This is a genomic window from Streptococcus parasanguinis (assembly GCF_031582885.1).
GTDB lineage: Bacteria > Bacillota > Bacilli > Lactobacillales > Streptococcaceae > Streptococcus > Streptococcus parasanguinis_M.
In genome coordinates, this window is record NZ_CP133988.1 from 667,043 (window position 1) to 684,840 (window position 17,798).

The 17,798-nt window shown below is 43.9% G+C and carries 5 protein-coding genes; all 5 read left to right on the top strand.

The annotated features are described in order from the left end of the window. The first annotated feature begins 199 nt into the window (after positions 1–199). Entirely contained in the window at positions 200–1,861 is a 1,662-nt protein-coding gene (locus RDV49_RS03245; RefSeq protein WP_003008950.1) for a ribonuclease J, read from the top strand. A 70-nt stretch (positions 1,862–1,931) separates the two neighbouring features. Then, complete coding sequence (locus RDV49_RS03250; RefSeq protein ID WP_003008948.1) at positions 1,932–2,714, top strand: alpha/beta hydrolase; 783 nt, start codon at positions 1,932–1,934, stop codon at positions 2,712–2,714. Positions 2,715–2,884: 170 nt separating this feature from the next. After that, positions 2,885–4,342, top strand: coding sequence for a glutamate--tRNA ligase (gene gltX, locus RDV49_RS03255; RefSeq protein ID WP_003008946.1), 1,458 nt, complete (start codon positions 2,885–2,887; stop codon positions 4,340–4,342). Positions 4,343–4,579: 237 nt separating this feature from the next. Then, positions 4,580–10,774, top strand: coding sequence for an accessory Sec-dependent serine-rich glycoprotein adhesin (locus RDV49_RS03260; protein WP_050783544.1), 6,195 nt, complete (start codon positions 4,580–4,582; stop codon positions 10,772–10,774). 181 nt (positions 10,775–10,955) lie between these two features. Beyond that, entirely contained in the window at positions 10,956–17,705 is a 6,750-nt protein-coding gene (locus RDV49_RS10410; RefSeq protein WP_375141566.1) for an accessory Sec-dependent serine-rich glycoprotein adhesin, read from the top strand. The last annotated feature ends 93 nt before the right edge of the window (positions 17,706–17,798 follow it).

The window sequence follows — 17,798 nt, forward strand, 5'->3', positions numbered from 1 at the left end:
TTTTCCCCCTAAAAATAGGCGCCTAGAAGCCCTCTCATCTACTTCAGATGAGAGGACTTTTTTGCTGTGGAAAGCTTTTTGAAAAAAAGAGAAAAAAATTGTATAATAGAGTGGATATGCAAGTATTTGCAAAGCTGTAATTCGACTTGGGCGACCAAGGACCGTAAGTATTAAAATAATCACACTAAAGGAGACAACAGTGAGTAGTATTAAATTAGTCACTCTTGGCGGTGTTCGAGAAAATGGGAAAAATCTCTACGTTGCCGAAGTGAACGATTCGATTTTTGTCTTGGATGCAGGTTTGAAGTATCCAGAAAATGAGCAACTTGGGGTGGATGTCGTTATCCCCAACATGGATTATCTATTTGAAAACAAGGACCGCATTGCGGGTGTTTTCTTGACCCATGGTCATGCGGATGCCATTGGGGCCTTGCCATATCTTTTGGCGGAAGCGAAAGTTCCTGTATTCGGGACAGAGTTGACCATTGAGTTGGCTAAACTCTTTGTAAAAAGCAATGATAGTGTCAAGAAATTCAATGATTTCCATGTCATCGATCAGAATTCTGAAATTGACTTTGGTGATGCCGTCGTCTCTTTCTTCCAAACAACCCACTCCATCCCTGAAAGTATCGGGATTGTGATTGGCACTCCTGAGGGCAATATCGTCTATACAGGAGACTTTAAATTTGACCAAACTGCCAGCGAGTCATACGCGACAGACTTTGCTCGCCTAGCTGAGATTGGACGTGAAGGCGTACTTGCTCTCTTGAGTGACTCGGCCAATGCGGATAGTAACATTCAAGTTGCCAGTGAGCAAGAAGTAGGCGATGCTATCTTAGATACGATTGCAGACTGGGATGGTCGTGTCATCGTAGCGGCGGTAGCCAGCAACCTTTCTCGGATTCAGCAGGTCTTTGATGCTGCGGCTGAGACTGGCCGTCGAGTGGTCTTGACAGGGTTTGATGTGGAAAACATCGTCCGCACAGCTATTCGCTTGAACAAATTGTCTCTTGCCAACGAAAAACTCTTGATCAAGCCAAAAGAAATGAGCCGTTTTGAAGATCATGAATTGATCATTTTGGAAACAGGCCGGATGGGTGAGCCGATCAACGGTTTGCGCAAGATGTCTATTGGCCGTCACCGTTATGTGGAAATCAAAGATGGGGACTTGGTCTACGTTGTCACAACGCCATCTATTGCTAAAGAAGCTGTGGTGGCTCGTGTGGAAAACATGATCTACCAAGCAGGTGGCATTGTCAAATTGATCACGTCAAGCTTGCGCGTGTCTGGTCACGGAAACGCACGGGACTTGCAGTTGATGATCAACCTTCTTCGTCCAAAATACCTCTTCCCGATCCAAGGGGAATACCGCGAATTGGATGCCCATGCACGAGTAGCGATGGAAGTCGGTATCTTGCCTGAAAATATCTTTATTCCAAAACGCGGAACTGTGATGGAGTACGAAAAGGGGGACTTCGTCCCTGCCGGTAGCGTCTCAGCTGGAGATGTCATGATCGATGGGAATGCCATTGGTGATGTGGGCAATATTGTCCTTCGTGACCGCAAGGTCTTGTCAGAAGACGGGATCTTTATCGTGGCGCTCACGGTGAATCGCAAAGAGAAGAAAATTATTTCCAAAGCGCGCGTGCACACCCGTGGTTTTGTCTATGTCAAGAAGAGTCGGGATATTCTTCGTGAAAGTTGCGAATTGGTCAACCAAAGTGTTGAAGACTATTTGGCACAAGACAGCTTTGATTGGGGTGAGTTAAAAGGTTTGGTACGCGACAACTTGTCTAAGTTCTTGTTTGAACAAACCAAACGTCGTCCAGCCATCCTACCAGTCGTGATGGAAGTGAAATAATAGTAGAAAACGAAACGCTTGGTGGGCGAAGGCTTGCCGAGTGTTTTTAACAGTAGAAAGAGGAAATCAAATGGCAGTTATGCAGATTGAGTATTATTCAGAAGCCTTGAAGATGGAGTGGGGCGTGTCCGTCCTTTATCCCGATGCATCGCGCGTGGAAGATCCAGCGGATACGGATATTCCGGTCCTTTATCTCTTGCACGGGATGAATGGCAACCACCACTCTTGGTTGAAGCGGACTAATGTGGAGCGCATTTTGCGAAATACCAATCTGATCGTGGTCCTGCCTAATACCAATAATGGTTTTTACACAGATACCCAGTATGGCTACAACTATTACACAGCTATTGCGGAGGAATTGCCAGAGACTCTTTCTCGCTTCTTCCCTAATATGACCAAGAAACGGGAGAAAACCTTTATTGCTGGCCTATCCATGGGTGGCTATGGATCGATGCTCTTGGCTCTCAAGACGAATCGTTTCTCCCATGCGGCTAGTTTTTCCGGTGCTCTGAGTTTCCACGATCGGGACTTTGAAAACAATGACTTGGAGCAACCAGCTTTTTGGAAGGGGATCTTTGGAGAGATTGAGGATTGGACGACCAGTCCCTACTCGCTAGAGACTGCTGCCAAGAAGTTTTCAGATAAGAAGACCAAACTCTGGATCTGGTGTGGGGAGCAGGATTTCCTTTATGAGGCCAATAATTTTGAAGTCAAGGAACTAGAAAAGTTAGGTTTGGATGTCACCTATACCCACAGTCCAGGTAAGCACGAATGGTTCTACTGGGAACGTGAGTTGGAGCACTTTTTACAAACCCTGCCAATCGACTTTGAATTGGAAGAACGGTTAAGCTAAGATACCAATAGATTGGATATCAGTCAGAGCATTTGTTCTGGCTTTTTCATATATATAGGAAGAAAGGCTAGAAAGGTCACTTATTCATTTCAGTCCTGCTTTCTTTGTGGTATAATAGGAACGATTGAAAAATGAGCTAGAAATAGCGAACAAGATAAGAGGAGAGAAATATGGCAAAAGATATTCGTGTGCGTTATGCACCAAGTCCAACAGGGCTACTACACATCGGAAATGCTCGTACAGCATTGTTTAACTACTTGTATGCGCGTCACCATGGTGGAACCTTTATCATCCGTATCGAGGATACAGACCGCAAACGTCACGTCGAAGACGGCGAACGTTCACAGCTTGAAAACCTTCGTTGGTTGGGCATGGACTGGGATGAAAGCCCTGAGACGCATGAAAACTACCGCCAGTCTGAGCGTTTGGAACTCTACCAAAAATACATCGACCAACTCTTGGCAGAAGGAAAAGCCTACAAATCTTACGTTACAGAAGAAGAGTTGGCAGCGGAACGTGAACGCCAAGAAGCAGCAGGTGAAACACCTCGCTATATCAATGAATACCTTGGTATGAGCGAAGAAGAAAAAGCAGCTTATATCGCAGAACGTGAAGCAGCTGGTGTGATTCCAACGGTTCGTTTGGCAGTCAATGAGTCAGGTATCTACAAATGGCATGATATGGTCAAAGGCGATATCGAGTTTGAAGGTGGCAATATCGGTGGGGATTGGGTCATCCAGAAGAAAGATGGCTACCCAACTTACAACTTTGCCGTTGTGATCGATGACCACGACATGCAAATCTCTCACGTTATCCGTGGAGACGACCACATTGCCAACACCCCAAAACAGCTCATGGTCTATGAAGCCCTTGGTTGGGAAGCACCAGAATTCGGTCACATGACACTTATCATCAATTCTGAAACTGGTAAGAAATTGTCTAAACGTGATACGAATACCCTTCAATTTATCGAAGATTACCGTAAGAAGGGCTACCTTCCAGAAGCAGTCTTTAACTTCATCGCTCTTCTTGGTTGGAACCCTGGTGGGGAAGACGAAATCTTCTCTCGCGAAGAACTCATCAAGCTCTTTGATGAACATCGTCTCAGCAAGTCTCCAGCTGCTTTCGACCAGAAGAAAATGGACTGGATGAGCAATGAGTATATCAAGAATGCGGATCTTGCGACTATCTTTGAAATGGCCAAGCCATTCCTCGAAGAAGCAGGTCGTTTGACAGACAAGGCTGAGAAGTTTGTAGAACTCTACAAGCCACAAATGAAGTCGGTGGACGAAATCGTTCCATTGACAGACCTTTTCTTCTCAGACTTCCCAGAGTTGACAGATGCAGAAAAAGAAGTCATGGCTGGTGAAACGGTTCCGACTGTACTTGAAGCCTTCAAAGCGAAATTGGAAGCCATGTCAGACGATGAGTTTGTGGCAGAAAATATCTTCCCACAAATCAAAGCGGTTCAAAAAGAAACTGGGATCAAAGGGAAGAATCTCTTTATGCCAATCCGTATTGCCGTTTCAGGTGAAATGCATGGTCCTGAATTGCCAGATACCATCTATTTACTTGGACGCGAAAAATCCATCCAACACATTGAAAGTATGTTGGAAAAAATCAGATAATTATCAGAAAAGTCCCTATTAAATGGGGCTTTTTGTTTTACCTCTAAAGTAAAAGTATTATAGGATTTTTTCAAAAAATTGCCCCGGTTTGACAAATTGATCCTACTGAAAACGATTTTATTACTATCTAAAACAAAAATTATAAAAAAATAGCAATAATTAAGGATAATTGCTTCCAAAAATCGACACATTAGTCTATAATGTAAGGGAAATAAAAAATGTAATAAGGAGACAGAAATGTTTTTTAAACGTTCTAATGGTGAATTCCGTGAAACGGATCGAGTGACTCGTTTCAAATTGATCAAGTCAGGTAAAAACTGGTTGCGAGCAGCGACTTCTAACTTTGGTCTTTTGAAAGTCATTCGTGGTCAAGTCGAAGAGACTGTTGTAGCTGAAGTGCGTGAAGACGCAGTATCAGTGAAAGAAATGACAAGCCGTGGCTTGCTCAAAGGGATCGTAGCAGCTGGGGCTGTTTTTGGTGCAGCTACAGTAGCGAATACTGCTAAAGCTGATGAAATTGGATCAGATGTTGCGACTGCATCTGAGCTTTCAAGCGAAGCTCTTGTAGAGCAAGGAAGTACAGTACTTGGTACAACTTCAACAACTGAATCTCAATCTGAATCAACTACAGAATCAACAACTGAGTCAACTACAGAATCAGCTAGCGCTTCTGCATCTGCAAGTGCTTCAACATCTACAAGCGTATCTGTATCTCACTCAGCTTCATTGAGTGAACAAGGTTCAGCAGAACTTTCAGCAGCTCTTAGCGAATCAACTGTAGTAGCTGGATCTGAAGCAACTTCAGAAGCAACGACAACTGTTGCTAAAGCTGATGATAAAGTTGTTTTGGAACAAAACACTTCAGAAGCAGAATTGTTGAACAAGATCGCAAGCGACTACTCAGCAACTGTTTCTGCTCCAGAAAAGAAAGCAGCACTTGATGCTGCCATCGCTAAAGTTCAAACAGAATTGACAGCAAGCAACAGCTTGATCAACGCTAATGCTTCAGCTCAATCATACGCAGACCAACGCGAACGTTTGAGCAAGTCAGTAGATGACATGATGGCAACCTTGACTGCAGCAGGATTTACTGGAAACACAACAGTAAACGGTGCTCCAGCAATTTCAGCACAGTTGGCTCCAATCTCTACTTCAAATACACTTGCAGCAAATATTGAAGTAAGTCCAAGTATGACTGATGCTAACGGCGCATCAATTTCTGATCCAGCGTGGACAAATCCAAACTATAAACTAGATCCAAGTGCCTCTCGTTATACGTTTTCTATTTGGGACCTTCAAAACTGGCAAGGTCCTGCATCTCAAGGTGGTGTTACTTATAGTAACGGTGGCTACTATGTGACATTCTCAGTTGACCGCTCTACTGTGGGTACAAGCAATACGCCTACTGTACATGCTCGTTTGGTAGATAAGTCAACAGGAAATGAAGTTGAAACTTTGGATATGACTGCGGGTTCAACTTATAAATTCAATACTTTAGTAAATGCCAATTCAACTTATGCTCCTCAGTTTGACTATACTACTGGTGACGCATCTCAAATCCTAGGAACTTGGACAAACAACCGTGATGCTGGTCCAACTGCAAGTGATAAATATAAACACCATATTCTTCAGGTTCGTGACACTTCATTCCCAGGAAATGAAAATGATACAAAACCTAACGTTCAAACAAATATTCCAACTGATAAAGTAAATCATACAACTTATTACAAAACAGAAGATGGAACTCAGTTGGCTACATATACTCAAACAGGTATTGAAGGACAAAATTACACTGCTTCTCAACCACGTGATTTTGAAGGATATGTATACACACGTACAGATTCATCGAATGACATGAGTGGTACATTGGGAGGTGTTGGTGCTAAATATCTTGAACTTCAAGGTGGACGTGCACATTACTATGTGAAACGTGTTATTGAGCAAGTATCTACAGATGGTTCATCAGTAGTTAAGTTTTATGTTTTGGACCCTTCTAAAGTTTCTTCATATAGCCCATCAACAGATGTAAACAATTTGAACTTTGATAATTATACTTTGGTTTACACTTCTGATCCTGCTAAACCAGGAACAAGAGCTACTGTTGAAGGAACTAGTACCGATCCTAAAGAAGTAGGTTATGTAGATAGTAAAGACGGAAACTACAGACTCAAAGTAGCAACTTATTCAGATTCAGCTGGTGGTAATGTACGTTTGAGTGGTTGGTACAATAAAGCAACTGGAGACGCCTTTACAGCTTCACCTCAATTCTCAACTGATGTTGACCCAGTTCGTAACAATACTTCAAATATCATCGGTGGTAATACACCAGGTGATAAAGCAAGTGGTTATCCATCATTCTTTAATAACTTCTCAATCTCTTCAATTAAACCAGTTTCTAATGATGTAACACACTACTACAAGAAGTCAGATGAAAAAGGGAATGTTTACGTTCACTATAAAGATACTGAAGGAACAACTATTAAAGCTTCAGTAACAGATGAAAATCAACAACCTATCAATAAACACTATGATACAGTAGTAGATAACCGTCCAGGTACAATTGAGTACAATGGTAAAACTTACGAGTTGGTACCAGCAGGTACATATACTGTTGGTCAAGTTGACTCAGATGGTCACCTTACAACTTCAGACCCAATTACAGGTTCAGTTGCTAAAGAAGATAAAAATGTTACCTATATCTACAAATTGAAAGAGGATTCTCAATCAAACTCAGATACGACTTCATCTTCATTATCTGAATCAGCATCAGCATCAACATCATTGGTTCAATCTAAATCAGAACAAGCTTCTAAATCAGCGTCTGAATCAGCTTCTGCCTCATTGAGCCAATCAGCTGTTGAATCAGCGAGTGTGTCAGCGAGTCAATCATCATCATTGAGTACGTCAGCGCAAGAATCAGCTTCTGTATCAGCATCTGAATCTGCGTCATTGAGTACATCAGCACAAGAATCAGCTTCTGTATCAGCGTCTGAATCAGCATCATTGAGCACATCGGCTTCAGCATCAGCATCAACTTCAGCAAGTCAATCAGCATCATTGAGCACATCGGCTTCAGCATCAGCATCAACTTCAGCAAGTCAATCAGCATCATTGAGCGCATCGGCTTCAGCATCAGCATCTACTTCTGCAAGCCAATCAGCATCATTGAGTGCATCGGCTTCAGCATCAGCATCAGTATCAGCAAGCCAATCAGCATCATTGAGCACATCGGCTTCAGCATCAGCATCTACTTCTGCAAGCCAATCAGCATCATTGAGCGAATCAGCTTCTGCATCTGAATCTGCATCGCAATCTATTTCAGAATCACAATCAGCTTCAACAAGCCAATCAGTTTCTGAATCAACATCAGCATCAGAATCAGCATCAACATCAACGTCTGAATCTGTTTCAGCATCTGAGTCAGCGTCAGCATCATTGAGCGCATCAGCATCTGAGTCAGCAAGCGTATCAGCAAGCCAATCAGCGTCATTGAGCACATCGGCTTCAGCATCAGCATCAGTATCAGCAAGCCAATCAGCATCATTGAGCACATCAGCTTCTGAATCAGCATCAGTATCTGCGAGCCAATCAGCATCATTGAGCACATCGGCATCAGCTTCAGCATCAGTATCAGCAAGCCAATCAGCGTCATTGAGCACATCGGCTTCAGTATCAGCATCAGCATCTGCATCTGCATCTGAATCAGTATCAGCGTCATTGAGCGCATCAGCATCTGAGTCAGCATCAGTATCTGCTAGCCAATCAGCATCATTGAGCACATCAGCGTCTGAGTCAGCATCAGTATCTGCGAGCCAATCAGCATCATTGAGCACATCAGCTTCAGCATCAGCTTCTGTATCAGCTAGTCAATCAGCGTCATTGAGCACATCAGCATCTGAATCAGCATCAGTATCTGCAAGCCAATCAGCGTCATTGAGCACATCAGCGTCTGAGTCAGCATCAGTATCTGCTAGCCAATCAGCATCATTGAGCACATCGGCTTCAACATCACTTTCTACATCTGTATCACAATCAGCATCTAACTCTTCATCAAATTCTGAAAGTGAAACACCTAAACAAGGTGAAGTAATCATCACTTATGTAGATACAAAAGGTAAAGTGATTAAAGATCCTCGTCAAGACACACCAAACTCACCATATGATACTCCATATAACACAACTGAGGAAGGTGAAAAACCTAATACTATTAAGACTCCAGACGGTAAGACTTATAAGATCGTACCGAAAGGTGACTACCCAGTAGGTAAAGTTGACGAAGATGGACACTTAGAATCATCTGATCCAATTAAAGGTAAAGTTGATAAACCTAAGTCAACCATTACGTATGTTTACCAAGAAGTAAGTAACGTATACGTTCACTATGTAGATACTGAAGGTAACACGATCAAGGCATCTGTCACTGACGAAAAAGAACAACCAATTGGTAAAGACTACGATACAGTAGTGGACAACCGTCCACAAACAATCGAGTTCCAAGGAAAGACATACGAATTAGTACCAGCCGGTAACTACCCAGTAGGTCAAGTCGACGAACAAGGTCACTGGACAGGTGATGATAAGACAACTGGTAAAGTTGCTGAAAAAGATAAGAACGTAACATATGTCTACCAATTGAAACAACCTAAGGGTAATGTCTACGTACACTATGTTGACGTTAATGGTAACAAGATTAAAGACGATGTCACTGACGAAAAAGATCAACCTGTAGGTAAAGACTACGATACAGTAGTAGACAACCGTCCAAGCACGATCGAGTTCCAAGGTAAGACATACGAATTGGTACCAGCTGGTAACTACCCAGTAGGTCAAGTCGACGAACAAGGTCACTGGACAGGTGATGATGCTACAACTGGTAAAGTTGTTGAAGGTGATAAGAATGTCACTTACGTCTACAAATTGAAAGAAGATCCAACGAAACCTAAAGAAGGTGACGTCATCATCACTTACGTAGACGAAAAAGGTAAAGAAATTCAAAAACCTCGTCAAGACACACCAAACTCACCATATGATACACCATATAACACAACTGAGGAAGGTGAAAAACCTAACACTATCAAGACTCCAGACGGTAAGACATACAAGATCGTACCGAAAGGTGACTACCCAGTAGGTAAAGTTGATGGCGATGGACACTTAGAATCATCTGATCCAATTAAAGGTAAAGTTGATAAACCACGTTCAATCATCACTTACGTATACAAAGAAGTGAAGGGTGACGTTTACGTTCACTATAAAGACACTGAAGGTAACACAATTAAAGATGATGTCACTGACGAAAAAGATCAACCAGTTGATAAAGACTACGATACAGTAGTAGACAACCGTCCAAAAGAAATCCAATACAATGGTAAGACATATGAATTGGTACCAGCCGGTAACTACACTGTAGGTAAAGTTGATGAACAAGGTCACCTTGAGTCATCAGATGCTACAACTGGTAAAGTGATCGAAGGACGTAAAGACGTTACTTATATCTACAAACTTAAAGAACAACCAACTCAACCTAAGGGTAGCGTATACGTACACTACAAAGATACTGAAGGTAATACCATTAAAGAATCAGTAACAGATGAGTTAGACCAACCAGTAGGTAAAGACTACAACACTGTTGAAGATAACCGTCCACAATACATTAGATTCGAAGGTAAAACTTACGAAATCGTACCAGTCGGAAACTACACAGTTGGTAAAGTAGATACTCAAGGTCACCTTGAATCAACAGACCCAACAACTGGTAAAGTGGTTGAAGGACGTAAAGACGTTACTTACATCTACAAACTTGTCGAAGAACCTGTACAACCTAAGGGTAATGTATACGTTCACTATGTAGATGAAAATGGTAACACAATCAAGACTTCAGTAGTGGATGAAAAAGACCAACCAGTAGGTAAAGACTACGATACAGTTGTGGATAACCGTCCTAAGACAATCACAACTGCAGATGGTAAAGTCTATGAATTGGTACCACAAGGTAACTACCCAGTAGGTAACGTTGACGGTGAAGGTCACTTGACAACAACTGACCCAACAACTGGTAAAGTTATCGAAGGTGATAAGAACGTTACTTATGTTTACAAACTTGTGAAGACTCCAAACGTTCCAACACCAAACACTCCAGTGCCACCAACACCAACACCAAATACTCCAGTGCCACCAACACCAACACCAAATACTCCGGTAGATCCAACACCTAATAAACCAATGGATCCAACACCAAACACACCGGTAGATCCAACACCTAATACACCAGTGAACCCAGTTCCTGAGCAACCAGCTAAACCAGCTCCAGCTCTTGAACAACTTCCAAATACTGGTGAAACAGGATCTGTAGCTTCAGCTCTTCTTGGAGCAGTTGCAGGGGTTGCAGGGGTTGCAGCACTTGGAAGCCGCAAAAAAGAAGATGAAAAATAATCTTCTATCCTAATTTGATTCGGTCATTTCAGGTATGTGGGAAATGAAAAAGGATCCAAAAAGAGAACCTCCGGGTTCTCTTTTTGTGTGCTGTTTTTTATGTTAAAAACTAGTCTTAATTAGTTACTTTTGGGGAAAATTAGTGTATAATAACTCGATATCTTATTTTTAAGGAGCGGACATGTTTTTCAAACGTTCGAAGGGTGATTTTCGCGAAACGGAGCGAATCACACGTTATAAATTAATCAAATCAGGAAAGAATTGGGTACGGGCATCTGTCTCGCGGTTAGGCCTATTTCGTGTCATGCGAGGTGGTGTAGATGAAAATATCGTGGTTCAATACGAAGCATCATCACACTCTATGCCTGCGGATCTGGTTAAAGGGATGGTTGTGCTAGGGGCTCTGGCTGGGGCGACAACGGTTGCCAATCCAGTATTTGCTGAGGAAAATGAAATGAATGCGACTGTTGGGTCTGAAATCAGCCCATCGACCGGTGTGGTTGGACAAGATAGCTTTGTCTTGGGAACGACGTCTACCACAGACTCTGTGTCAGCGAATCACTCCATGAGTGAATCCATCTCATTTTCAGAGTCAGCTAGTGAAAGCGTCTCTCTATCTCAATCGGTATCTTTGAGTGAATCTCATCTTGTCAGTGCTTCAGCGAGTCCGTCCACTTCAGAAATCGCTAGTAGCACTCTCTCAGAGAATGACGCTATTCATGTAGCTACTTCTGAAACGAGTGAGAAAGTAGCAGAGGCTCAAAACACTCGCTCGGAAGACCAGGTGAAGCGTCTGCAAGTTTTGGCTTTGGATTTATACACCTATCGTGCGCAGGCTTTGGAAATTCCTGGGACGGAATCTGCTATTGAAAGTGGAGATCTGGCTTTAGAAGCAATTCGTACTGGTTTGTCCAATCCGGCAATCCAAATGGATGCCGTAGAAAGTCAAGCTAAGAGTGCTCGGAACCGCTTGGTCAATGCGGTGCTTCGTGCGACATCTGGCCAACGGGATCCACGTAACGGGAATCGTATAGATGCTGATACCAGTCTCCGTGCACCCCAGTATAATTTAGGGCCAGCCAACAATGCCTTGATTTCTGTTTATAACTCTGATTACATTAATCAGGCTTATAATGTTGTGGAAACCATTCCTACACGAAATAGTATTAAGAGCATTGGCTACGCTTCTGGTAGCGATCGTGTGAATGGCATTTATGTTCCGCAAACATCGGCCTTGAAAAATAGTGCAGTTGCCTTTAATATCATGGGGACTGTTGGCCAGACAGAGGTTGTAACGCCTGGTAAAATTTATAATGTTTCTTTTGTAGTGACCAATACGGCTAAGCAGTCAGTGACACGAACGCTACGAATCCAGGTTTTGCCGCAAAATGATGGCATTCGTAATCCGATTACGGATGTGACGACAGCGACTTTTGTCAATGATACTACTAACTTGGCCCAGGCTGAAAAAGAGAAGATTTGGGAAGCGTTTAAGACTGCTAACCCCAATATTGCCACTTCAAAGGACTTTAAATCTTATTCCGTTTCATCATCTGGTGTGGTGACCATTACCTATAAGGACAATACTTCTAATGATGTGACCATGCCTGTGCAACGTCTCGCACCTCCTACTGTAGAGACACGCTTACTGGAGAAAGCCTACACCCAAACGCCTGTAACAGTGACCGGTGCTGAGCCTGGATCGACCGTTGTCTTGTATAACAATGATGATGAAATCGGAACAGCAGTAGCGGATGCTTCTGGACAAGCGATCGTAACACCAAATGCTCCCTTGCAAACGGGTGGAGTAACAGCTAAGGCTCGTATTCTGTATGGTGACCATGCAGTTTATTCCGATGCCAGTAACATGGTTGCTGTAACAGATGCCACACGTCCTGAAGTGACGGCTAAGTTGACCGTCAATGGTGTGGAACCGAAATCAACCCCTCTTGAAGGTGGTGGGAAGAATTATATTATTTACGCTGGTGATGATGCGGTTGTGACCTTTACAGCTACTGATGATAGTGGCAAGTTGAAAGAAATGAAAGTCGTTGCAAGAGCCGATTTGAATGACAATGCCTTGAACGGGAATTTCTTTGGTGGCAGCCAGTATGGAACAGGTGATATTGCTCCTATCACGGGTGATATTACGGCTACCAGTGCGAACCCTGCAACCATCACAACGACCATTCATTTGAAGGATGATCTTTACCATACCTACCGAAATACATGGCAACGCAACGTCGCGGCTATTGACAATGCCTCCAATATGAACCGTCCAAATGGTTTGGGTGAGATTCGGATTACTCAGGGGCGTCTCGCTGATCGTACACCAGGTGTGGCGCCGACAAGCACTATTCAGGTGACGAGTCTAACAGCATTGACAGATGCAGATAAGAGCAAGGTGATTGCAGCTGTGTCGGCGGTCAACCCAGAGGTGGCCAACCGGATTAAGTCCTATACGGTTAATAGTGATGGTACAGTCACCATTACTTATAAAGATAGTACGACCAATGTCGTAGCGGTGAAACTGTCAGATAGCGATCACAGTCAGTCTGTATCAAACAGTCAGAGTGCGTCTACGAAGACTTCGCAATCGATCAGTCAGTCTTTAAGTACGAAGCAATCTCAGAGCGTATCGGCTCAGCAGAGCGTTTCATTGAGCCAGTCACTGAGTTCAGTTCGCTCGCAAAGTTTGTCGGCTTCACTGAGCCAATCAGCATCGGCAAGCGCATCCGCTCAAGCAAGTCTATCTCGCAGTCAATCGTTGAGCAAGGAGGTTTCTCAATCTCAATCCGCTTCAACGAGTCAATCTGTATCGACAAGAAAATCTGAATCTGTGAAGGTATCGGAATCAGCTTCTGCAAGTGTCAGTGCCTTGCAGTCTGCTTCGGTATCGGCGAGTGTATCCAAGGTGGTTAGCCAGTCTGTCTCAAGTTCGACATCCGCTTCAACGAGCGCCTCTGTTTCAGTGAGTCAGTCAGCATCAGCATCGCTTTCACAGTCGGTATCAGAGTCACTAAGTCAATCGACTCGCGAGTCTGCTTCAAAATCCGTAAGCCAATCGCAATCTGAGTCTGCATCAGTATCTTTGAGTGAGTCCGCTAGAAAATCAGCATCGTTGAGCACTTCCGTATTAGAGAGTCAATCAGCCTCAACTTCGGTGTCGGTTTCTACCTCTGAATCGGTGTCGACTTCCAAATCAGTATCGACTTCCGAGTCTGTTTCTGTATCTGAATCAGTATCAGCCTCAGAGTCAGTTTCAGCCTCAGAATCAGTGTCAACGTCAGAGTCAGTTTCAACGTCTGAGTCAGTTTCAACCTCTGAATCAGTTTCAGCGTCTGAATCAGTATCAACATCCGAGTCTGTTTCTGTATCTGAATCAGTATCAGCCTCAGAGTCAGTTTCAGCCTCAGAATCAGTGTCAACGTCAGAGTCAGTTTCAACGTCTGAGTCAGTTTCAACCTCTGAATCAGTTTCAGCGTCTGAATCAGTATCAACATCCGAGTCAGTTTCGGCTTCTGAATCAGTGTCAACGTCCGAGTCAGTTTCAACGTCTGAGTCAGTCTCAACCTCTGAATCAGTTTCAGCGTCTGAATCAGTATCAACATCCGAGTCAGTTTCGGCTTCTGAATCAGTGTCAACGTCCGAATCAGTGTCTGCATCTGAGTCAGCGTCAACATCTGAGTCAGCATCGACATCCGAGTCAGTTTCAGCCTCTGAATCAGTGTCAACATCCGAATCAGTATCTACCTCAGAATCAGTCTCAACGTCTGAGTCAGTCTCAGCATCTGAGTCAGCGTCAACGTCTGAGTCAGCGTCAACGTCTGAGTCAGCCTCTGCTTCTGAATCAGTGTCAACATCCGAATCAGTATCGACGTCTGAATCAGTTTCAACGTCTGAATCAGTTTCAACGTCTAAATCAGTGTCTGCTTCTGAATCAGTCTCGACATCCGAGTCAGCATCTACATCAGAATCTGTATCAACGTCTGAGTCAGCATCTGCGTCCGAGTCAGTATCAACGTCTGAATCGGTGTCAACATCAGAATCAGTTTCAACATCCGAGTCGGCGTCAACCTCAGAATCAGTGTCGACATCCGAGTCGGTTTCTGTATCTGAATCAGTCTCGGCATCAGAGTCAGTTTCAGCGTCTGAGTCAGTATCTACGTCTGAATCAATCTCGACCTCTGAATCATTGTCAGCATCGTTGAGCACCTCAGTATCTGAAAGTCAGTCAGTCTCTGCTTCAGTGTCAGTTTTGACTTCAGAGTCGGTTTCAATGTCAGAATCAGCCTCTGCGTCCGAGTCAGCGTCAACTTCTGAATCAGCATCAACCTCTGAGTCAGCATCAGATTCCGAGTCAGTCTCAGCGTCTGAATCAGTGTCTACCTCTGAGTCAGTATCTACGTCTGAATCAATCTCGACCTCTGAATCATTGTCAGCATCGTTGAGCACCTCAGTATCTGAAAGTCAGTCAGTCTCTGCTTCGGTGTCAGTTTCGACTTCAGAGTCGGTTTCAATGTCAGAATCAGCCTCTGCGTCCGAGTCAGCGTCAACTTCTGAATCAGTGTCTACATCTGAATCAGTATCAACGTCTGAGTCAGCGTCAGCCTCTGAATCAGCATCGACGTCTGAGTCAGCCTCGACGTCTGAGTTGGTATCGACATCTGAGTCAGTTTCAACATCCGAGTCAGTCTCGATCTCTGAGTCAGTCTCAACGTCCGAATCAGTGTCTACATCTGAATCAGTATCAACGTCTGAGTCAGCCTCTGCGTCCGAATCAGTGTCTACGTCTGAATCAGTTTCAACATCCGAGTCAATTTCAGCGTCTGAGTCGGTTTCAACATCCGAATCAGCTTCAGCGTCTGAGTCAGTATCAACATCTGAATCAGTGTCTACGTCCGAGTCAGCATCTGCTTCTGAATCGGTTTCAGCGTCTAAGTCAGTCTCAGCGTCTGAATCAGTTTCAACGTCCGAATCGGTTTCAACGTCCGAATCGGTTTCTGTATCTGAGTCAGTCTCGACTTCAGAATCAGTCTCAACGTCTGAATCGGTATCGACGTCTGAGTCGGTCTCAATGTCCGAATCAGTGTCTGCTTCTGAATCAGTGTCAACATCCGAATCAGCCTCAGCCTCTGAGTCGACATCAACATCCGAGTCAGTCTCAGCGTCTGAATCAGTATCAACGTCTGATTCAGTATCAACGTCTGAATCAGTGTCGACATCCGAGTCATTGTCCGCGTCCGAGTCAGTCTCAACGTCTGAATCAGTGTCTACATCTGAATCGGTATCGGCGTCTGAGTCAGTTTCTTCGTCTGAGTCAGCGTCTACGTCCGAATCAGCCTCTACTTCTGAATCAGTCTCGACCTCTGAGTCGGTATCTACATCTGAATCAGTTTCTGTATCTGAATCAGTTTCTACTTCAGAGTCAGTATCGACGTCTGAGTCAGTTTCAGTCTCTGAATCAGCATCAACGTCTGAATCAATCTCGACATCTGAATCATTGTCGGCATCGTTGAGCACCTCAGTATCAGAAAGTCAGTCAGTGTCTGCATCAGAATCCGTTTCGACATCCGAGTCAGTCTCAACATCCGAATCTGCATCTACATCTGAATCAGTTTCAACGTCCGAGTCAGTTTCAATGTCTGAATCAGTATCAGCCTCAGAATCAGCATCTGCTTCTGAATCAGTGTCTACGTCCGAATCAGTCTCTACGTCGGAATCAATCTCGACATCTGAGTCAGCATCAACGTCTGAATCAGTGTCTACGTCCGAATCGGTTTCTGTCTCTGAATCGGTCTCAACCTCAGAATCAGTATCGATATCCGAGTCATTGTCCGCGTCCGAGTCAGTTTCAGTCTCTGAATCAGCATCAACGTCTGAATCAATCTCGACATCCGAATCGGCATCAACCTCGGAGTCAGTCTCAACGTCCGAGTCAGAGTCAGCCTCAGAATCAGCATCAACGTCTGAATCAATCTCGATATCTGAATCATTGTCAGCATCGTTGAGCACCTCAGTATCAGAAAGTCAGTCAGTTTCGACTTCAGAGTCAGCATCTACATCAGAATCTGTCTCAACGTCCGAATCAGTGTCTACCTCTGAATCGGCTTCAACATCCGAGTCAGTCTCAGCATCTGCTTCTGAATCAGCCTCAGTGTCCGAATCATTGTCAGCGTCTGAGTCGGTATCGATGTCTGAGTCGGCATCTACATCTGAGTCAGCGTCAGTATCTGAGTCAGCCTCAACGTCTGAATCAGCGTCAGTATCTGAGTCAGCCTCAACGTCTGAATCATTGTCAACGTCCGAATCGGTTTCTGCATCTGAGTCAGCATCAGCATCTGAATCGGTGTCAACCTCAGAATCAGCATCAGCGTCAGTATCTGAGTCAGCATCAACGTCTGAATCGGTGTCAACATCCGAATCAGTTTCTGCATCCGAATCAGTATCAACATCCGAATCAGTGTCTACGTCTGAATCAGTTTCAACATCGGAATTAGTATCAACGTCTGAATCAATCTCGACCTCCGAATCATTGTCAGCATCGTTGAGCAGTTCAGTATCAGAAAGCCAGTCAGTCTCTACTTCGCTTTCAGTTTCGACATCAGTATCTGCATCTGAGTCAGCATCATTGAGTACCTATGCACCTGAATCAACTTCAACATCAGTAAGTACTTCAGTTTCAGTGAGTCAATCACAATCAGGATCAACATCTGCTAGCGGTTCATACTCTAACTCAATGAGCCAATCAATTTCTCATTCAGAGTCATTGTCTGCATCAGAATCAGCAAGTGGATCACAAAAACACAGCCAATCTGTGGCCCTTCCAAATACTGGCGAAACAGGATCTGTAACATCAGCCCTTCTTGGGGTTGTTACAGGGTTAGCTGGAATTGCTGGACTTACCCGACGTAAAAAGAAGGGGAACTGATCTAGTAGGAAAAATCATTTTTTCGAGTGAATCTCATAGGAGATTCACTTTTTTACTAGTAGAATGAATTATTTTTTATGTGTTACAAAAAAA

Excerpts from the sequence above, each read along its gene's own strand:
- RDV49_RS03250 (WP_003008948.1), top strand. The coding sequence starts at position 1,932 with ATGGCAGTTATGCAGATTGAGTATTATTCAGAAGCCTTGAAGATGGAG.
- gltX (WP_003008946.1), top strand. The coding sequence starts at position 2,885 with ATGGCAAAAGATATTCGTGTGCGTTATGCACCAAGTCCAACAGGGCTA.
- RDV49_RS03260 (WP_050783544.1), top strand. The coding sequence starts at position 4,580 with ATGTTTTTTAAACGTTCTAATGGTGAATTCCGTGAAACGGATCGAGTG.
- RDV49_RS10410 (WP_375141566.1), top strand. The coding sequence starts at position 10,956 with ATGTTTTTCAAACGTTCGAAGGGTGATTTTCGCGAAACGGAGCGAATC.